Source organism: Streptomyces lavendofoliae, assembly GCF_014649735.1.
Classification (GTDB): domain Bacteria; phylum Actinomycetota; class Actinomycetes; order Streptomycetales; family Streptomycetaceae; genus Streptomyces; species Streptomyces lavendofoliae.
In genome coordinates this window covers 415,201-433,547 of record NZ_BMTP01000002.1, presented here as the reverse complement: position 1 = coordinate 433,547, position 18,347 = coordinate 415,201, and the positions used below count along the sequence as shown (strand labels likewise).

16 protein-coding genes are annotated in these 18,347 nt (G+C 74.1%); 11 read left to right on the top strand and 5 right to left on the bottom strand.

Annotated elements, in window-relative coordinates; genetic code table 11:
• Positions 1-17 precede the first annotated feature (17 nt).
• Both IE109_RS04835 and IE109_RS04830 read left to right on the top strand, forming a co-directional pair.
• Complete coding sequence (locus tag IE109_RS04835) at positions 18-1,760, top strand: pyruvate dehydrogenase (protein WP_189549380.1); 1,743 nt, start codon at positions 18-20, stop codon at positions 1,758-1,760.
• A 500-nt stretch (positions 1,761-2,260) separates the two neighbouring features.
• Positions 2,261-2,728 carry an ATP-binding protein gene (locus IE109_RS04830; protein ID WP_189549378.1) on the top strand — a complete coding sequence of 156 codons (468 nt, stop codon included), beginning with the start codon at positions 2,261-2,263 and terminating at the stop codon, positions 2,726-2,728.
• Positions 2,729-2,770: 42 nt separating this feature from the next.
• Here the strand turns inward: IE109_RS04830 and IE109_RS04825 are convergent, their stop codons facing one another.
• Together IE109_RS04825 and IE109_RS04820 are read right to left on the bottom strand one after the other, a co-directional pair.
• Entirely contained in the window at positions 2,771-3,868 is a 1,098-nt protein-coding gene (locus tag IE109_RS04825; protein WP_189549377.1) for a DUF2637 domain-containing protein, read from the bottom strand.
• Between the two features lie 208 nt (positions 3,869-4,076).
• Entirely contained in the window at positions 4,077-4,928 is an 852-nt protein-coding gene (locus IE109_RS04820; protein ID WP_189549375.1) for a (2Fe-2S)-binding protein, read from the bottom strand.
• Positions 4,929-5,080: 152 nt separating this feature from the next.
• On the opposite strand from IE109_RS04820, the gene IE109_RS04815 reads away from it, so the two are divergent.
• Both IE109_RS04815 and IE109_RS04810 read left to right on the top strand, forming a co-directional pair.
• Positions 5,081-5,818, top strand: a complete 738-nt coding sequence (locus IE109_RS04815) for a GntR family transcriptional regulator (protein ID WP_189549373.1) — start codon at positions 5,081-5,083, stop codon at positions 5,816-5,818.
• Positions 5,815-7,002: a WD40 repeat domain-containing protein gene (locus tag IE109_RS04810; protein WP_189549371.1), complete on the top strand. Its 1,188-nt coding sequence runs from the start codon at positions 5,815-5,817 to the stop codon at positions 7,000-7,002. The genes IE109_RS04815 and IE109_RS04810 overlap by 4 nt, the downstream gene beginning before the upstream one ends.
• Positions 7,003-7,070: 68 nt before the next feature.
• Here IE109_RS04810 and IE109_RS04805 read toward each other — a convergent pair whose 3' ends face one another.
• A complete protein-coding gene (locus IE109_RS04805; protein ID WP_189549617.1) occupies positions 7,071-7,847 on the bottom strand; it encodes a hypothetical protein in 777 nt (258 codons plus the stop codon).
• A gap of 596 nt (positions 7,848-8,443) precedes the next feature.
• Here IE109_RS04805 and IE109_RS04800 point away from each other — a divergent pair.
• Genes IE109_RS04800 through IE109_RS04785 form a run of 4 tightly spaced genes read left to right on the top strand, consistent with a single transcriptional unit; the run spans position 8,444 to position 11,130 of the window.
• Complete coding sequence (locus IE109_RS04800; protein WP_189549369.1) at positions 8,444-8,554, top strand: keywimysin-related RiPP; 111 nt, start codon at positions 8,444-8,446, stop codon at positions 8,552-8,554.
• 25 nt (positions 8,555-8,579) lie between these two features.
• Positions 8,580-10,529 carry a lasso peptide isopeptide bond-forming cyclase gene (locus IE109_RS04795; protein WP_189549367.1) on the top strand — a complete coding sequence of 650 codons (1,950 nt, stop codon included), beginning with the start codon at positions 8,580-8,582 and terminating at the stop codon, positions 10,527-10,529.
• A complete protein-coding gene (locus IE109_RS04790; protein WP_189549365.1) occupies positions 10,436-10,690 on the top strand; it encodes a lasso peptide biosynthesis PqqD family chaperone in 255 nt (84 codons plus the stop codon). The genes IE109_RS04795 and IE109_RS04790 overlap by 94 nt, the downstream gene beginning before the upstream one ends.
• On the top strand, positions 10,687-11,130 hold the full coding sequence (locus IE109_RS04785; protein WP_189549362.1) for a lasso peptide biosynthesis B2 protein: 444 nt from the start codon (positions 10,687-10,689) through the stop codon (positions 11,128-11,130). Before IE109_RS04790 ends, IE109_RS04785 begins: the two co-directional genes overlap by 4 nt.
• On the opposite strand, the gene IE109_RS04780 is transcribed toward IE109_RS04785, so the two are convergent.
• Both IE109_RS04780 and IE109_RS04775 read right to left on the bottom strand, forming a co-directional pair.
• Positions 11,070-11,942 (bottom strand): pentapeptide repeat-containing protein, encoded by an 873-nt coding sequence (locus tag IE109_RS04780; protein ID WP_229890613.1) that lies wholly within the window; start codon positions 11,940-11,942, stop codon positions 11,070-11,072. The genes IE109_RS04785 and IE109_RS04780 overlap by 61 nt on opposite strands.
• A 240-nt stretch (positions 11,943-12,182) precedes the next feature.
• Positions 12,183-13,907 (bottom strand): PucR family transcriptional regulator, encoded by a 1,725-nt coding sequence (locus tag IE109_RS04775; RefSeq protein WP_189549358.1) that lies wholly within the window; start codon positions 13,905-13,907, stop codon positions 12,183-12,185.
• A gap of 350 nt (positions 13,908-14,257) precedes the next feature.
• On the opposite strand from IE109_RS04775, the gene IE109_RS04770 reads away from it, so the two are divergent.
• The 3 genes from IE109_RS04770 to pucD are packed head-to-tail and all read left to right on the top strand — an operon-like array spanning position 14,258 to position 18,182.
• A complete protein-coding gene (locus IE109_RS04770) occupies positions 14,258-15,148 on the top strand; it encodes an FAD binding domain-containing protein (protein WP_189549356.1) in 891 nt (296 codons plus the stop codon).
• Positions 15,149-15,150: 2 nt separating this feature from the next.
• Positions 15,151-15,768 (top strand): (2Fe-2S)-binding protein, encoded by a 618-nt coding sequence (locus IE109_RS04765; RefSeq protein WP_189549354.1) that lies wholly within the window; start codon positions 15,151-15,153, stop codon positions 15,766-15,768.
• Positions 15,769-15,773: 5 nt separating this feature from the next.
• Positions 15,774-18,182 (top strand): xanthine dehydrogenase subunit D, encoded by a 2,409-nt coding sequence (gene pucD / locus IE109_RS04760; RefSeq protein WP_189549352.1) that lies wholly within the window; start codon positions 15,774-15,776, stop codon positions 18,180-18,182.
• Positions 18,183-18,347: the final 165 nt, after the last annotated feature.

Here is an 18,347-nt window from a genome sequence, read left to right as displayed (position 1 = left end):
CATGACTTGATGGACGCATGGCCAAACAGAATGTGGCAGAACAGTTCGTCGACATCCTGGTCCGCGCCGGCGTGCAACGGATGTACGGAGTCGTCGGGGACAGCCTGAACCCCGTGGTCGACGCCATCCGGCGCACCCGAGGCATCGACTGGATCCAGGTCCGGCACGAGGAGACCGCCGCCTTCGCGGCCGGCGCCGAGGCCCAGATCACCGGGACCCTCGCCGCCTGCGCCGGCTCCTGCGGGCCCGGGAACCTCCACCTGATCAACGGTCTCTACGACGCGCACCGGTCCATGGCGCCCGTCCTGGCCCTCGCCTCCCACATCCCCTCCAGTGAGATCGGGCTCGGCTACTTCCAGGAGACGCACCCCGACCGGCTGTTCCAGGAGTGCAGCCACTACAGCGAACTGATCTCCAGCCCCAAGCAGATGCCCCGGCTGCTCCAGACCGCCATCCAGCACGCCGTCGGCCGCAGCGGTGTCAGCGTGGTGTCCCTGCCCGGCGACATCGCCTCCGAGCAGGCCCCGGAGAAGGCGGTCGAGCACGCGCTCGTCACCTCACGCCCCACCGTCCGCCCCGGTGACGCGGAGATCGACGCCCTGGTCCGCCTCATCGACGACGCCGACAAGATCACGCTGTTCTGCGGCAGCGGCACCAAGGGCGCGCACGCGGAGGTCATGCGGTTCGCGGAGCGGATCAAGTCGCCCGTGGGGCACGCCCTGCGCGGCAAGGAGTGGATCCAGTACGACAACCCCTACGACGTGGGGATGAGCGGGCTCCTCGGCTACGGCGCCGCCTACGAGGCCACCCACGAGTGCGACCTGCTGATCCTGCTGGGCACCGACTTCCCGTACAACGCCTTCCTGCCCGACGACGTGAAGATCGTCCAGGTGGACGTGCGGCCCGAGCATCTCGGCCGCCGCTCCAAGCTCGACCTGGCCGTCTGGGGCGACGTGCGCGAGACCCTGCGGTGTCTCACCCCGCGCGTGCGGCCCAAGACGGACCGCCGGTTCCTCGACAAGATGCTGAAGAAGCACGCCGACGCCCTGGAGGGGGTCGTCAAGGCGTACACCCGCAAGGTGGAGAAGCACCGGCCGATCCACCCCGAGTACGTGGCCTCCGTCCTCGACGGGATCGCCGACGACGACGCGGTGTTCACCGTCGACACCGGCATGTGCAACGTGTGGGCGGCCCGCTACCTCACCCCCAACGGCCGGCGGCGGATCATCGGGTCGTTCAGCCACGGCTCGATGGCCAACGCGCTGCCGCAGGCGATCGGCGCGCAGTTCACCGACCGGGGGCGGCAGGTCGTGTCCCTGTCCGGAGACGGCGGGTTCTCGATGCTCATGGGCGACTTCCTCACCCTCGTCCAGTACGACCTGCCGGTGAAGGTGGTGCTGTTCGACAACTCGTCGCTCGGCATGGTCGAGCTGGAGATGCTGGTGGCGGGCCTGCCCTCGTACGGCACCACCAACCACAACCCCGACTTCGCGGCCATCGCCCGGGCCGCCGGAGCGTACGGCGTGCGGGTGGAGAAGCCCAAGGAGCTGGCGGGCGCCCTCAAGGACGCGTTCAGGCACAAGGGTCCCGCGCTCGTCGACGTCGTCACCGACCCCAACGCGCTGTCCATCCCGCCCAGGATCAAGGCGGAGATGGTGACGGGTTTCGCCCTGTCCGCCAGCAAGATCGTGCTGGACGGGGGAGTGGGCCGGATGCTCCAGATGGCCCGCTCCAACCTGCGCAACGTCCCCAGGCCCTGACCGGTCACCGCCGGCCGTCCGCGCAGTCGCCGGGCGGGAGGACCTGGAAGGGCCGAGCGCGCGGGACCCGGAGCCGTCGCGCCAGGACCCGGGACGGCCGCCGGGCCGGGACCCGGGACGGCCGCCGGGCCGGGACCCGGGACGGCCGCCGGGCCGGGACCGGGGACGGCCGTCGCCGCGTCACCGGTCCGCTCCGGTGCCTCGCGGGTCGGTCGTCCGGGCGGTGTGCGCCGCGCCGGGTCCCGTACGGGGCGCGTGCTGGCGCACGGCCCGCACGGGGTGCCCCGGTGGCCGCCGGCGGTCGTCATGCGCCCGGCCCCTCCTCCGCCCGGGCCGCCGAGCGGCCCCCGCCCGCGTGGCCTGCCGGCGACTTACCCCGATGCGCCCCCCGGGCGCCCCCCGGACCGTTGATTCCCAGGCGTGACGGCGTGTAGGCGGGGGCATGCATCCCGTGAACCTGTTCGAGGGGAAGGGCCGACGACGTGCGGGTGGGGGAGATGATGGGACGTCAGGGAGGTGCTGGATCCGTCACCGACGGGCTGGTTCCCGGGGCCGAGCGGCACGGCCGGTCGGTGCAGTGGCGCCGCCATGTGGCGGGTGCGGACCTGTCGGCGGTACCGGAGGTGCGGCGCGCGCTCCGCGTGCTGCTGCGCCACTTGGGGGAACCGGACGTGCCCGACGTCGCGGAGCTGCTGACCAGTGAGCTGGTCACCAACGCGCTCATACACACCGAACAGGGCGCGGTGATCACGGCCACCCTGACCCCCAGGACGCTCCGGGTGGAGGTGCGGGACTTCGCCACCGACCTGCCCACCCCGTGCGCCCCCGCGATCGACGACGGTACGCACGGCAGGGGCCTCGTCCTGGTGCAGGCGCTCGCCGACGCGTGGGGGGTGCTCACGCACGGGGTGGGGAAGGTCGTCTGGTTCGAGTTGTCCCACGTTCCGGCCGCGTCCGCCGGGGTGTAGGGCGGCGAGCCCGTCACGACCGGGCCCGTTCTTCGGGGCCGGTCAGCCGAACTGCTGCTCCAGGTCCTTGAGTTTCCGCTCCAGCGAGTCGAGCCGGGGCAGCGTCTGCGTGTCGTCCTCGGCCGTGAGGTCGACCGTACGGGGCGGGTCGGTGCCCTTCACGGCCTGGAGGGAGGGCCGGGAGGGTCGCGCCGGCTGGTGTCCCGGGTCGGATATGGCGGGCTCCGCGACGGGCGCTCCCACGGTGGCCGGGGCGGAACCCCCTAGCGAACCGGCGGAGTTGACGGCCTGGACGTCGACCTGGGCGGTCCCCATGGCCTGGACGTCGACCTGGCGCCCGCCCCGTCCCCAGGCGCGGTGCTGACGGTTGAACGCCTTCAGGCGCGCCCGCTCCATCTTGTGGTGCTCGCGCTGCCGCTGCCGGTCCTGCTCCTTGCGGCGCCGGTCCTCGCGCACCTCGTCGACCGCCTCGTCCAGGGTGCGGACGCCCTCCAGGAGCATCAGCGACCAGGCGCCGAACGTCTCGCGGGGAGCCCTGAGCCACCGGACGATCCGGATCTGCGGCAGCGGCCGGGGCACCAGGCCCTGCTCGCGCAGCGCGGACCGGCGGGTCTGCTTCAGCGCCCGGTCGAACAGCACGGCCGCCGACAGGGACATGCCCGCGAAGAAGTGCGGGGCACCCGCGTGCCCCATACCGCGCGGCGCGTGCACCCAGTTGAACCAGGCCGCCGCGCCCGCGAACGTCCACACCAGCAGGCGGGAACCGAGTGCCGCGTCGCCGTGGCTGGCCTCGCGCACCGCGAGGACCGAGCAGAACATGGCGGCGCCGTCGAGGCCGAAGGGGACCAGGTACTCCCAGCCCCCCGACAGGCTGAGGTTTTGTCGGCCGAAGCCGACCAGGCCGTGGAAGGAGAGGGCGGCGGCGACCGCCGCGCAGCAGAAGAGCAGCAGGTAGGAGGCGGTGCCGTAGACCGCTTCCTTGCGGCGGCGGCGCTCCTCGCTGCGCTCCCAGGAGTCGTCGGACGCGGCCTTGTCGCCGACGCGCCTGCCGCGCGTCACCACCGCCACCGCCGCGAGGACTCCCACCAGCATCACGCCGCCCGGGAGCAGCCAGTTCAGCGATATGTCGGTCAGTCTCATGCGGTGTCCCTTGCATCGCTCGCGGTAGGGCGTTCGGGCGCCATAGTGGCCGACCGCCGCGGAGCCCCGGCGTGGTTTCGGGGCAAGAGAACGCCATTGGGGCCGCAGGGCATACGAATAGGTGCGATCTGTTCGAACGATCGTCCGTATGCAAGGGATTGGGTTCGATTCGCGCCACTCGGGAGAGTGGCGTGGACTCAGCCGGAGGTTACGCGGATGCGCTCAACCTGGCGACGCGGTCGGCGTCGCAGGTACGCGGACAGGTGACACAGGTGTCCTCGGGGCGCAGGGTGTAGAAGAGGCAGCAGCTCGCCCGGTCGCGGGTCGGCAGCGGCGTGCCGTCCGGGCCCGTCAGCTCGCGGAACCCGGCCGTACCTACGTACGGCCTGGCCGCGCCCGACCCCGGCAGCAGCAGTCCCAGCTCCGCCATGGCGCGCGGCTCCTCGCCCAGCAGGTGACCGACGTACCACAGGCCCTCGACGATCTCGTCGGTCGCCATTCCCCACAGCGCCCGCTTGCCGCGCCGCATCCTCGGGCCGAAACCCTCCAGCACCGGCCCCAGGTGTTCGGCCGCGGCCGCCCGCACCTCGCCGCGCAGCGCCTCCTCGTCCGGCACCACCCGGGCGCCGGGCAGCGCGGCGGCGGGGTCGCCGGGGAGGCAGGCGAATTCCCGCACCCGTACCGTCATCCGGCCGAGCGCCCGCTGGAAGGCCACGTCCCCCGCCGGCAGGCGCGGCACCCGGCGGTGCAGGAACCAGGGCACGGTGATCAGGAGACAGGCCGGCCACGCGTACCGGTGCAGACCGAAGCTGGCCACCACGTCCGGGCGGGCCCGCTGCCCGTAGTCCCGCAGCACCTGAGCGTCGTCCCAGGAGAGAAAGGCGTCCAGCGCGGGGCCGCCCGCCGCCAGCTCGTCCGCCCCCACCCAGCCGGAGCCCCGCGGGGCCGGTTCGCCGTCCGCCAGCTCACGCACGCGCAGCCCGGGGAAGACCTCCGCCAGGCGGTCGTACGCCTCCGTGACGGGCGAGGTCAGGGCGGGAAGGAGAGCGGAAGCGGACATGCGGGGGACCACCGAATCGCGATCGTCAGCAGGTAAGCCTTACCTTACCCGAAATGATCGATGTGTGAACGGCGACCCCGTGCGCCTATCGTGCACAGGGGTCCCGTCCGCCGCGAGCCGGGCCCTCGGTACGCATCGCCAGGAGGACCCGAGTGGAGCAGGGCAGAACGCGCGACACCGCGCCGCCGGACCCGGAGCCGCACGGCCCCTCCCGGGTACCCGGGCAGACCCGCGGCGAACACCCCCACGGCGAACCCCCCGCCCCCCGGCTCGTCCGGCGCCACTCCGTACGCGGCCAGATCCTCGACGCCCTGCGCACCGCCCTCGTCGGCGGTGAACTGGTCCCCGGCGAGGTGTACTCCGCGCCCGCCCTCGGCGCCCGCTTCGGCGTCTCCGCCACCCCCGTGCGCGAGGCCATGCAGCAGCTCGCCGTGGAGGGGGCCGTCGAGGTCGTACCGAACCGGGGCTTCCGCGTCGTCGAACGGACCCCGCGCGAGCTGACCGAACTCGCGGAGGTCCGCGCGCTGATCGAGGTCCCCGTGATGCTGCGCCTCGCCCGCACCGTCCCGGCCGGCCGCTGGAGCGAGCTGCGGCCCCTGGCCGAGGCCACCTCCGCCGCCGCCGCGCGGGGCGACCGCGCCCACTACGCGGAGTCGGACCGCGCCTTCCACCGCGCCGTCCTCGCGCTGGCCGGCAACCAGCAGCTGGTCGACGTCGCGGACGATCTGCACCGCCGCTCGCAGTGGCCCCTCGTGGCCGGCCCGGTCGTCCGGCGGGCCGACCTGGTCGCCGACGCGGCCGAGCACTCGGCGCTGCTCGACGCGCTGATCGCCCAGGACCTGCCGGTCGTCCAGTCGCTCGTGCGCGAGCACTTCACCAGCGCGAAATGAGCACACGGGAGGCCGTCTGGGAGGTGGCGAACCGGCTCGGCGTGGTCGCCGGAACGCCCGCCGAACTGTTCTCCGCGCTGCTGGCCGGCCCGCGCCGGACGGTACGGGTGCCGCTGCCGCCCGACCACGCCCTCGTGCGGGCCCTGCGCCCCCTCGGGCAGGTGGACCTGGTCGCCGACAGGCCCCCGGAGCTCCCGCCCGCGGCGCCCGTCGACCTCGGTGACCCGGCCGCCGTCTGCGCGGCCGACCCCGTGCGCGTCACCCGGGGGTACGAGGCCGACCCCGATCCGCGCGGCGGCCTGCGCCCCGCGTGGCTGCGCGCGGGCCAGTCGCTCCTGCGGGACCAGGACCCCGCCGAGCGCGCGCTCGTGCTGCTCGCCGCCCTGGACGGGGCCGCCGACCCACGGCTGGCCCCGGCGCTCGCGCGGCGCGCCGCCGGGTCGGCGTGGCGCCTCGCGTCGGCGTCCCGCGAACCGTGCACCGCGCTGACGACCACGCCCGACGGGCGGCTGGTGGTGCGGGCCGACCGCGTGGCGGCGGTCGCCTGCCTCCCGGACGGCACGCAGGCGGCGCTGGACGAACGGGGCCGCCTGCGCGTCCGGGGCGGACCGGGCGGCCGGCTGACCGACGCGGTCGCGGCGACCCTGGACGGCCACCCCGCCACCGCGCTCGCGGCCGCCGGCGGCGCCCTGCTGACCGGTGACCGGATGGGCACCGTCCACGCGTTCGCCCTGGCGGGGCTGGAGCAGGCGGGGCTGCACTCCGGCCGCGTCACCGCGCTGACGGCGACGGCGACTGCCACGGCGACGACGGTGTACAGCGGTGGGGCGGACGGCACGGTGCGGGCCTGGCGCCCGGGCCTGGCGCCCCGCCGGACGCCGGTGACGCACCGTCCGTACCCGGTCGTCGCCCTGCACGCGCACGCCGGGGGGCGGCTCCTCGCGGTCGCCTGGGCGGACGGTCTCGCCGAGCTCCACCACCTGCCCGGCCGCCGCGCCGTGCCCTTCCGCCCCGGCCCCCGGGTCCGGGCGGTGGCCGTGACGGACGACGGCTCCCTGGCGGTCGGACTGGACGACGCGGTGCTGCGCCTGACCGAAGCCGAAGCCGAAGCCGTGGCGGGGTCGGGGTCGGGGGCCGGGTCGGGGCGCGGCGCGCCGCCCGGCGCGGGGGTCTCCCCGCAATAGGGCGGCGGCCCCCGCGGGGTGGTTCCAGGTGGTGGTCCCGCGGGTGGTGGCGGCCCCCGCGGGTGGTCTCAGGCGGCGGCCGGTGGCGCCAGCCGGGCGGCCAGCCACGTCGGTACGCCGCCGAGCAGCTGGAACAGCCGCCGGGCCTCCGCCCGCAGCCGCGTCGCCTCCGGTTCGGGTTCGGTGTCGGCCAGGGCCACCAGCGCCGGAGCCGTACCGACGAGGTAGCCGAGCTCCTCGCGCAGCCGCAGCGACTCGGCGAAGCCGTGCCGGGCCTGCGCCGTGTCACCGTCGTGCAGGGCCAGCCCGGCCAGGTGCCGCCAGGTGGCGGACAGCAGCAGGGCGTCCCCCTGGGCGGTGGCGCCCGCGTGGGCGCGGTGGTACGCGGCGCGGGCGGCCTGCGGGGAGTCGCCGAGGTTCTGGGCGACCAGCCCCCGCCGGTAGTCCAGCAGCGGGCGGCCGGGCGCGGACGGGGCGATGAGCGCGGCGGCCCGGCCGAGCGCCGCCCGCGCCTCGTCGGCCCGGTCCCGCACGCCCAGCAGGGTCGACGCGTAGGCGAGGTGGCCGCGTTCACAGGCGGCGGCGCCGCGCTCGTCGTCCTCCTGGGCGATCGCCTCGGCCGCGCGCAGGGCGTCCTCGGCCTCGGCCCAGCCCTGCTCGGTGTAGAGGCACCGCTCGATCAGCAGGGACGCGCGTTGCAGGGCGACCGCCGGGTCGGCCGCGCCGGGCGCGAGCAGGGCCGCCGCGTCGCTCCAGCAGCCGCGTGAGCGCAGCCGCCATACCGCGGTCTGGAGGGGATCGTCGCTTGCGGTCGTTCCGGAACCAGACATGGCGGTATGCGCCACATTGCCCTCCCCGAGCGCGCCATCGAGCTGTTGAGTCCGATGCATCTCAGCACGGAACCGACTCCCGGCCAAGAGGGCCAGGTGAATTGATTCACAATCACCCGCCGTGGGGCGGCGGGGCACGGGGGCCCCGGGCGGCCTCCGGCGCCCGCCACCGCTCCACACGAACGAGTGAAGGCCCACGTCCCGGCCGCGGTGGTACCGGGTGCCGGGGCCAACGGCCGATGACGACACGGGAGTTCGCGCGGGCGCTCGCCGGGCGGGGGTGAGGCACGGTGAGGGCGTGCGGCCGGCGCCGGTCACGCCGGGCGCCGACGCAACCCGCGGTCGAGCGGTTTTCCGGAACGGTGAATCCACGCACCGGGAAGAGCGCTGATGGAAACGTTTCGCTGCCCGCCACCGGGCGAGGGCGTCGTTTTGGGGACCGGCGAAACCGGCCTTCTGTTAACCGGTCGGTCGGCATGGAATTCCATAGAAAGTCATACGGTATGAGCAGCCGATCACCTGTTGCGGTATCCCCCTCGACCGCGTCTACCTTCCGAAGCACGGTCACCCGCCAACACAGGGCGAGTGGCGAACCAAGCGAAGGAGACGTCATGAAGAAGGCCTACGAGGCGCCGACGCTCGTCCGGCTCGGATCGTTCCGCAAGCACACCGGGCTCCTGCGGTTCTCCGGCAACGACCGCCTCATCCTGAGCAAGAACTGACGGCCGGCGGGGATCCATCGGTCTCATGACTGAAGCGCACGCAAGTGCGGGGCCGGGCCCCGGTGACGCGCATGTCGCGGTCTTCCCAGACCTCGACGCCGCGGCCACCGTGGCCCGGTTCTTCGCCCGCCCCGGTACCCGCACGCTTCCGCACCCCTCGGGCCGACCCTGGCTGGTCGGCCACTGGCGGGACGACGAGATGGTGACCGCCCGCGCGGGCTCCACCGTCCTCGCCCTCATCGGCTGCCACACCGTCGACCACGACGAACTGCACCGCCACGCCGCGCGGCTGCGGGACATCGCCCAGCTCGACGCGCCGGCCCGCACCCTCCCCGGCAGCTTCCACCTCCTGGCCACGCTCGACGGCCGGCTCAGGGCGCAGGGCACCGCGTCCGGGCTCCGGCTGGTCTTCCACACCCTGATCGACGGCGTGCCGGTGGCCGCCACCCGCGCCGACGTGCTCGCCGAGGCGCTGGGCCTCGCGCCGGACGAGGAGCAGCTCGCCGTACGGCTGTTGTGGCCCGTGCCCCACCCGCTGGGCGAGGCGCCGATGTGGCGCGGCGTCACCGCCGTACCGCCCGGCGAGGCTCTCGTCGTCGGCCCCGACGGGCGCACCGTGCGTCACTCGCGGTGGTGGACGCCCCCGGAGCCGGACCGGACGCTCGCCGCGGGGGCGCCGCGGGTCCGCGAAACCCTGATCCAGGCCGTCGACGCCCGTACCCGCGCGGGCGGCACGGTCAGCTGCGACCTGTCCGGCGGACTGGACTCCACGACGATCTGCTTCCTCGCCGACCGCTCACCCGCCCGCGTGGTGGCCAGCACCTGGCCCGGGCGCGACCCCGCCGACACCGACCTCCAGTGGGCCGAACAGGCCGCCCGCTTCCTGCCCGACACCGAACACGTCGTGTGGGACGCCGACGCCTCACCGCTCGTCTACACGGGACTGCTGTCCATCGACGACCTGCTGGACGAACCCACCATCGGCGTCATGGACCGCTCGCGGGTCCTGCACCACCTGCCCGCGATGGCCGAACGGGGCAGCCGCCTGCACCTGACCGGGATCGGCGGCGACCACGTCGCCTGGTGCTCCGAGGCCTACTATCACCGGCTGGCCCGCCGGCGCCCGCTGTTCGCCCTCCGGCAGCTGCGCGGGTTCCGCGCCCTGTGGCAGTGGCCGCTCGGCGGAACCCTCGGCGCGCTGGCCGACTCCCGCCCCTACGGGAGGTGGCTCGCCGACGAGGCCGGGCACCTGCACGACCCGCTGCCGAAGTCGGTCACCTGCGGCCTGGGCTGGGGCGTCCCCCCGCGGCTGTTCGACTGGGTGACCCCCGACGCGGCCCGGACGGCGCGGCGGGCCCTGCGGGAGGCGGCGGCGAGCGCGGAACCGCTGCACCCGGACCGGGGCATGCACGCCGACCTGGAACAGATCCGCTCCTGCACCAGGATCATCCGGCAGTGGGACCGGATGGCCGCCCGGGCCGGGGTGCCGATGGCCTCGCCGTTCCTCGACGACCGGGTGATCGAGGCGTGTCTCGCGGTCCGCCCCGAGGAACGCGTCACGCCCTGGGCGTACAAACCGCTGCTCGGCGCCGCCATGCGCGGCATCGTGCCGGACGTCTGCCTGCGCCGCACCAACAAGGCCGCCGCCTCCATGGACGCCGCCGACGGGCTGCGGCAGCACCGCGCGGACCTGGCCGAACTGTGGGAGGACTCCCACCTGGCACGGCTCGGCCTGGTGGACGGCGAGGCGCTGCGCCGGCTCGCCCGCCGGCCGTCCGCGCCGGGGCTGCGCGACGCCATCCTCTACTCGACGATCTCCTGCGAGGTCTGGCTGCGCGGCCTCGCGCTCCGCACGGCGCCCACGACGGAAGGGAAAGCACCATGGCACTGCGATTCGGAGCCGACGTCTCCACCGCGGAAACCGGATACGGCACCGTCCTCCTCGACCAGCGCAACGGGCAGTACTGGGAGCTGAACCCCACCGCCACACTGATCGTCCGCGTGCTCATGGAGAGCGGTGACGAGACGGCCGCCGCCGACGCGCTCACCGGCGCGTACGACATCGACCGGGCCGCGGCCGAGGCGGACGTCGCCGCGCTGGTGGCCGAACTGCGCGCCTCGGGGCTGGCCGCGTGACCACGCCCAGCGCCCTGGACATCCCCACGGGCGTGCCCTTCCCCCGCCGGCTCGCCGCCAGGCTGGTCCTGGTGCCCGCCGTCCTGCTGTCGCTGCTCCCGCCGCGCCGCATCCGGGCCGTGCTGGAGTTCGTCCGGCGCGGCGCGCGCCCCGCCACCGCCGGCCGGGCGCAGGCCGCCCGCGACGCCGTGTGCGCGGTGAGCCTGCGCTGCGCCGGGCCGCGCGGCTGCCTGCCCCGCTCGCTGGGCGCGGCGCTGCTGTGCCGGCTCACCGGCACATGGCCGACGTGGTGCACGGGGGTGAGCGTGGTGCCGCCCTTCAACGCGCACGCCTGGATCGAGGCGGAGGGCCGCCCGGTCGGCGAACCGCTGCCCGACTCCTACTTCGCGCGCCTGGTCGCCGTGGGCCCGGTGACGCCGGCCGGCCGGCGGGCCCGCTGACGGGCCGGGGCGGCGGCCGCCCAGTGCGCGGGGCGGGTGAGGCGCGCGGGCAGGACCGTGCGGGTGTCGCCGCGGGCGGCGTTCAGCTGCGGCTGGGTGAGGAACAGCGCCCCGGTGAGGTCGGCGCCCGCGAGCCGCGCGTCGCGCAGGTCGGCACCGAGCAGGTCCGCCTCGCGCAGGTCCGCGCCGGTGAGGTCGGCCGCGATGAGGTACGCGCCGCGCAGGCTCGCCCCCCGCAGGTCCGCACCGGTCAGGCGGGCCCCCATGAGATCGGCGCCGCGGCGGTTCTTCTTCCCGCCCCGGGCGCCGGGAACGCCCGCCCGGACCAGCTCGCCCGCCCGTGACAGCAGCTCGCCGACGAGCCGGCGGTGCGCGTCCAGGTCCAGGGTCCCGAGCTCCTCCGGGGGCAGGAGGGTGAGCCGTTCGGTCTCGTCGAGGACGCGCCGCGCCTCGCCGTGCAGCGGGCGCGCGGGCTCCAGCTCCAGTACCTCGGTGAGGTACGCGAGCAGTTCGTGCAGGTGTCGTACGACCGGGAACGCGGCGAACATCCGCCGCGCCGTCCGCGGGTCGCGGCGCCAGTCCCGGCCGCCGAAGGTGACCTGCGAGACCTTCTGGCCGGCGCCGAAGCAGTCGTACACGGTGCAGCCGTTGAAGCCCCGGTCGCGCAGCCTTTCGTGGATGCCGCAGCGGAAGTCGGCGGCCAGGTTGCCGCACGGCGTGCCGGCGGGCTTGTCGACCGCGAAGTCCGCGGAGGCGGCGAAGGGCAGGGCGACGCAGCACAGGCCGAAGCAGTTGGCGCAGTCGCCGCGCAGGGGGTCCGCGGGGGCGTCCGCGCGCGGTCCCGGCTCCGAGCCCGCGGAGGGGTCGGTCCGGGTGCCGGCCCGGTCGCCCGCCCGGTTGGCCGCCCGGCCGTCGGACCGGCCGTCGGACCGGCCGTCGGACCGGCCGTCGGAACCGGTGTCGGACCGGCCGTCGGACCGGCCGTCGGACCGGCTGTCCATTTGTCCGGACATCACGTGGTGCTCACTCTCGTCGAATACGGTGACGTTACGTCAGGACATGCGCAGGGCCAGGAAGAAGTCCAGCTTGTCCTCCAGCCGCGACAGGTCACGCCCCGTCAGCTGCTCGATCCGGCCCACCCGGTACCGCAGTGTGTTGACGTGCAGGTGCAGCCGGCCGGCGCAGCGGGTCCAGGAGCCGTCGCAGTCGAGGAACGCCTCCAGCGTCGGGATCAGCTCCGCCCGGTGCCGCCGGTCGTAGTCGCGCAGCGGGTCCAGCAGCCGGGCCGTGAACGCCCGCCGGACGTCGTCCGGCACGAACGGCAGCAGCAGCACGTGCGACGCCAGCTCGTGGTGCCCCGCCGCGCACACCCGCCCCGGCCGCGCCGCCGCCACCCGCCGGGCGTGCCGCGCCTCCTCCAGGGCGCCGCGCAGCCCCTCGGCCGAATGCACGGCGGCGCTCACGCCCAGGGTGAGGCGCCCGTCGTCCGCGAGCCCCGCCGACAAGGGGCCCCGCACGGCGGACAGCAGGGCGTCCGCGTGCAGTCCGGCGACGGCACCGTCCGCGGCGGGCCCCGCCTCGCCGTCCTCCGCCGCACCGTCCTCGTCCGCGTCCGGCACCGCCGGCAGCGGCACCAGGGCGATGGCCTCGTCCCCGGTGTGGGCCACCGCGATACGGTCGGCCGAGTCGGGCCCGGCCGTCGCGGGGTCGACCAGGATCTCCTCCAGCAGCGACTGCGCCACCGGTCCGGCCTCGATGCCCGGCGCGCCCGTACCGCCCTCGCCCCACTCGACCCGCGCCACCACGACCTGCCAGTGCGGCGCCGTGCCGAGCCCCGGCAACAGCACCGGGGCGGCCACCCGCAGACGCGCGGCGATCTCGGCGGGGGCGGCGCCCGTCTGCACCAGCTCCAGGACCTCCTGGGCCAGCCGGCGCCGCACCGTGCGCGCCGCGTCCCGCCGGTCCCGCTCCACCGCGATCAGCTGGGTGACGCCCTGGAGCAGGTCCAGCCGGGCGGCCGGCCAGTCGCCGGCGTCCGCCTCGACGGCCAGCAGCCAGTCGGACAGCACGCTCTCGCGGACGTCCCGCGCGGCGGGGGCGGCTCCGCGCCCGGTGTTACGGATCGGGAAGAGCGAGTACGTCAGGCCCCGGACGACCGCCCGGTGCGGCCCGCGCCGCCCGGAGCGCGTGGCCGCCAGGTGTTCACCGGCCAGGGCGGCACCGATCTCGGGGGGCAGCGGCGTACCCGACCCGGCGACCCGGCGTCCGGTCGGTGACAGCACCCAGGCACGAAGGTCCAGGTCGGAGCCGAGGAGGTCGAGGACCACCTCCGGTCCGCCGCCGGCCGGGCCGGAGGTCATCAGCCGTCTGTGCCGATCCACGACCGCCGCGAGGTCGCCCGCCCGCTCACCCGACACCTGTCGAACGACGTGCTCGGTGATCGTTGCGAACGCAACAGATTCGTGCACTGCGAACAGCGGGAGCCGGTGGCGCAAACACGCCTGGACCAGATCGTCCGGGATCGCCCCCAGCTCCGCCTCACCGGCCGCCAGCCCCGCCACCCCGGCGCTCGCCAGGATGCGGACGAAGGGCTCGGAGTCGTCCGAGTCCCGCCGCCAGGCGAGGCCGGTGAGCACCAGCTCTCCGCCGGACAGGTACCTGCTCGGGTCCCGCAGGTCCGTAGTCATGACGCCGCGGACCGTACGGTCGAGCTCGTCCTCGCCGCCGAGCAGCCGCAGCCCCAGCGCATCGGTTTCCAGCAGTGCGCGCAGCCGCATGTGATCGCCGCCGATCTGTCTCGTGGGTGTCTCGTTGTTGCCGGTGAGCTGTGGCCACCGTTTCCAGGGGGAAACGGCGAGGTTACTGCTCCACCTCTTTCGTTCGAATCTACAAGACTCGGCGGGCGACCGGCCAACTCCTTCATGGTTTCGGTGACTGCACCGGGCGGAGCACCGCTGGGTGTACTTGGGCCACGACGCGTTAACAGCACATGAACATGAAGACGTGGGCCGGCCGTCCCCCGAGCCCCAGCGAACCAACTGATCACGCGGCACCCGGAACGAGTCGATCTCCACGATCACCCACCGCCGGACCAGTGATCACCGGATCACGTAGAAGAGAGCCACTCATGGACTTCCTTCGCCCCGCTAGCTGGGAGGAGGCGCTCGCCGCGAAGGCCGAGCACCCCACGGCTGTGCCCATCGCGGGTGGCACCGATGTCATGGTCGAGATCAACTTCGACCACCGGCGGCCGGAGTACCTGCTGGACCTGAACCGCATCGAGCTGCTCCGCGAGTGGGAGGTCGGCGAGGAGAACGTCCGGCTGGGCGCCTCCGTCCCGTACACCCAGATCATGGAGCACCTGCGGGCCGAGCTGCCCGGCCTGGCGCTCGCCTCCCACACCGTGGCCTCGCCGCAGATCCGCAACCGCGGCGGTGTCGGCGGCAACCTGGGCACGGCGTCCCCGGCCGGCGACGCGCACCCCGCCCTGCTGGCGGCCGGTGCCGAGGTGGAGGTGGAGTCCGTGCGCGGCTCCCGCTTCATCCCGATCGACGCGTTCTACACGGGCGTGAAGCGCAACGCGCTCCAGCCGGACGAGCTGATCAAGACCGTCCACATCAAGAAGGCCGACGGGCCGCAGCAGTACTCGAAGGTGGGTACCCGCAACGCGATGGTGATCGCGGTGTGCGCGTTCGGTCTGGCGCTGCACCCGGAGACCCGGACCGTTCGGACCGGCATCGGCTCGGCCGCTCCGACGCCCGTACGGGCGAGGGAGGCCGAGGAGTTCCTGAACGCCGCGCTCGAAGAGGGCGGGTTCTGGGAGAGCGGCAAGATCATCACCCCCTCGATCGCCAAGCAGTTCGCGGAGCTCGCCTCCGGGGCCTGCAACCCGATCGACGACGTACGCGGCACCGCGAAGTACCGGCGGCACGCCGTCGGCATCATGGCCCGCCGCACGCTCGGCTGGACCTGGGAGCAGTACCGCGGCACCGGCCGCACCCTTGAAGGAGCTGCATAACGATGCGCGTCAATTTCACGGTCAACGGACGGCCGCAGGAGGCCGACGACGTCTGGGAGGGCGAGTCCCTCCTCTACGTCCTGCGTGAGCGCCTGGGCCTGCCCGGCTCCAAGAACGCCTGCGAGCAGGGCGAGTGCGGCTCCTGCACGGTCCGCCTGGACGGCGTCCCGGTCTGTTCCTGCCTCGTGGCCGCCGGCCAGGTGGAGGGCCGCGAGGTCGTCACCGTCGAGGGTCTCGCCGAGTACGCCAAGCAGCGTGCCGAGCACGGTGGCGCGTGCGGCACCGGCGCCTGCGGCGACAACGGCACCTCCCTCCAGGCCGCCCAGCAGTGGTCCGCCCGTCCTTCCGGCGGGGCCGCCGACTCCCGGACCGGCGAGGGCGCCGAGCTCTCCCCGATCCAGCAGGCCTTCATCGACGCGGGCGCCGTGCAGTGCGGCTTCTGCACCCCCGGTCTCCTGGTCGCGGCCGACGAGATGCTGGAGCGCAACCCCTCCCCGTCCGACGAGGACATCCGCGAGGCGCTCTCCGGCAACCTCTGCCGCTGCACCGGGTACGAGAAGATCCTCGACGCCGTCCGCCTCGCGGCCGCCCGTCAGGAACGTCAGGGAGAGGCGGTCTGATCCCGATGGCCAACGACACCCGCGTCGCCGCCGCCCCGGCCGGCACGCCCACCAAGGTCACCCAGGGCTCCCGGACCAAGGGCGGCATCGGCGAGTCCACGCTCCGCCCCGACGGCACCCTCAAGGTCACCGGCGAGTTCGCCTACTCCTCGGACATGTGGCACGAGGACATGCTGTGGGGCCAGATCCTGCGGTCCACCGTCGCGCACGCCGAGATCGTCTCCATCGACACCTCCGAGGCCCTCGCCCAGGCCGGCGTCTACGCCGTCCTGACCTACGAGGACCTCCCCACCGAGGTGAAGAACTACGGCCTGGAGATCCAGGACACCCCCGTCCTCGCCAACGGCCGGGTGCGCCACCACGGCGAGCCGGTCGCCCTGGTCGCCGCCGACCACCCGGAGACCGCCCGCCGCGCCGCCGCGAAGATCAAGGTCGAGTACAAGGAGCTGCCCGTCGTCACCGACGAGGCCTCCGCGACCGCCCCCGACGCGCCGCTGCTGCATCCGGGCCGCGACGACCACCACGCCGGTCATGTCCCGCACCCCAACATCGTGCACCGCCAGCCGATCGTCCGCGGCGACGCCGACGAGGCCGCGAAGAAGGCCGACGTCATCGTCTCCGGCGAGTACGTCTTCGGCATGCAGGACCAGGCGTTCCTCGGCCCCGAGTCCGGCCTGGCGGTCCCCGCCGAGGACGGCGGCGTCGACCTGTACGTCGCCACCCAGTGGCTGCACTCCGACCTCCGCCAGATCGCCCCCGTCCTCGGCCTGCCCGAGGAGAAGGTCCGCATGACGCTCTCCGGCGTCGGCGGCGCCTTCGGTGGCCGCGAGGACCTGTCGATGCAGATCCACGCCTGCCTGCTGGCGCTCCGCACCGGCAAGCCGGTCAAGATCGTCTACAACCGGTTCGAGTCGTTCTTCGGCCACGTGCACCGCCACCCGGCGAAGCTCTGGTACGAGCACGGCGCCACCAAGGACGGCAAGATCACGCACATGAGGTGCCGGATCGTGCTGGACGGCGGCGCCTACGCCTCGGCCTCCCCGGCCGTGGTCGGCAACGCCTCCTCGCTCGCCGTCGGCCCGTACGTCGTCGACGACGTCGACATCGAGGCCATCGCGCTCTACACCAACAACCCGCCCTGCGGCGCCATGCGCGGCTTCGGCGCGGTGCAGGCGTGCTTCGCGTACGAGGCCCAGATGGACAAGCTGGCGAAGAAGCTGGGCATGGACCCGGTGGAGTTCCGCCGGCTCAACGCCATGGAGCAGGGCACCCTGATGCCGACCGGCCAGCCGGTCGACTCGCCCGCCCCGGTCGCCGAGCTGTTGCGCCGCATCAAGGCCCGCCCGCTGCCGCCGGAGCGCCAGTGGGAGTCCACCGAGGGCGCCGACGTGCGCGCGCTGCCCGGCGGACTGTCCAACACCACCCACGGCGAGGGCGTCGTCCGCGGTGTCGGCTACGCGGTCGGCATCAAGAACGTCGGCTTCTCCGAGGGCTTCGACGACTACTCCACCGCCAAGGTGCGCATGGAGGTCATCAACGGTGAGGCGGTCGCCACCGTCCACACCGCGATGGCGGAGGTCGGCCAGGGCGGCATCACCGTCCACGCGCAGATCGCCCGCACCGAGCTGGGCGTCACCCAGGTGACCATCAACCCGGCCGACACCCAGGTCGGCTCGGCCGGCTCCACCTCCGCCTCCCGCCAGACCTACGTCACCGGCGGCGCGGTCAAGAACTCCTGCGAGCTCGTCCGCGAGAAGGTCCTGGAGATCGGCCGCCGCAAGCTCGGCACCCACCACCCCGCGTGGGCCACCGCCGAGCTGCTCCTCGAAGGCGGCAAGGTCGTCACCGACGGCGGCGAGGTCCTCGCCGACCTGGTCGACGTGCTGGAGGACGAGGTCGTCGAGATCGAGGCCGAGTGGCGCCACCGTCCCACCGAGCCCTTCGACCTGCGCACCGGCCAGGGCAACGGCCACGTCCAGTACTCGTTCGCCGCGCACCGCGCGGTCGTCGAGGTGGACACCGAGCTGGGCCTGGTCAAGGTCATCGAGCTGGCCTGCGCCCAGGACGTCGGCAAGGCTCTCAACCCGCTGTCCGTCATCGGCCAGATCCAGGGTGGCACCACCCAGGGCCTGGGCGTCGCGGTCATGGAGGAGATCATCGTCGACCCCAAGACCGCGAAGGTGAAGAACCCCTCCTTCACGGACTACCTGATCCCCACCATCCTCGACACCCCGACCATCCCGGTCGACGTGCTCGAACTCGCCGACGACCACGCGCCCTACGGCCTGCGCGGCATCGGCGAGGCCCCGACCCTGTCGTCCACCCCGGCCGTCCTCGCGGCGATCCGGAACGCGACGGGCCTGGAGCTCAACAAGACGCCGGTACGCCCCGAGCACCTCACCGGCACCCTGTAGACCCTCCGGGCGGTGCGTGCCTCCCGGGAACGTCACACTTCCACGCCCGTACCGCCCGGAGCATCCCCCACACCTTCCCCACCCGTCCCCGAGCCCCCACCGCAGTACCGCTCCACACCGCATCACCCCGTTCGTCTCGGGCCGTCCCCCGGGTCGTGCAGCCCA

What these genes read in the sequence shown, in the direction of transcription:
- IE109_RS04825 (WP_189549377.1), bottom strand. Translation starts at nt 3,868, where the DNA reads ATGAGACTGACCGACATATCGCTGAACTGGCTGCTCCCGGGCGGCGTG.
- IE109_RS04795 (WP_189549367.1), top strand. Translation starts at nt 8,580, where the DNA reads ATGACTGAAGCGCACGCAAGTGCGGGGCCGGGCCCCGGTGACGCGCAT.
- IE109_RS04810 (WP_189549371.1), top strand. Translation starts at nt 5,815, where the DNA reads ATGAGCACACGGGAGGCCGTCTGGGAGGTGGCGAACCGGCTCGGCGTG.
- IE109_RS04790 (WP_189549365.1), top strand. Translation starts at nt 10,436, where the DNA reads ATGGCACTGCGATTCGGAGCCGACGTCTCCACCGCGGAAACCGGATAC.
- IE109_RS04775 (WP_189549358.1), bottom strand. Translation starts at nt 13,907, where the DNA reads ATGCGGCTGCGCGCACTGCTGGAAACCGATGCGCTGGGGCTGCGGCTG.
- IE109_RS04765 (WP_189549354.1), top strand. Translation starts at nt 15,151, where the DNA reads ATGCGCGTCAATTTCACGGTCAACGGACGGCCGCAGGAGGCCGACGAC.
- pucD (WP_189549352.1), top strand. Translation starts at nt 15,774, where the DNA reads ATGGCCAACGACACCCGCGTCGCCGCCGCCCCGGCCGGCACGCCCACC.
- IE109_RS04770 (WP_189549356.1), top strand. Translation starts at nt 14,258, where the DNA reads ATGGACTTCCTTCGCCCCGCTAGCTGGGAGGAGGCGCTCGCCGCGAAG.
- IE109_RS04830 (WP_189549378.1), top strand. Translation starts at nt 2,261, where the DNA reads ATGGGACGTCAGGGAGGTGCTGGATCCGTCACCGACGGGCTGGTTCCC.
- IE109_RS04800 (WP_189549369.1), top strand. Translation starts at nt 8,444, where the DNA reads ATGAAGAAGGCCTACGAGGCGCCGACGCTCGTCCGGCTCGGATCGTTC.
- IE109_RS04820 (WP_189549375.1), bottom strand. Translation starts at nt 4,928, where the DNA reads ATGTCCGCTTCCGCTCTCCTTCCCGCCCTGACCTCGCCCGTCACGGAG.
- IE109_RS04835 (WP_189549380.1), top strand. Translation starts at nt 18, where the DNA reads ATGGCCAAACAGAATGTGGCAGAACAGTTCGTCGACATCCTGGTCCGC.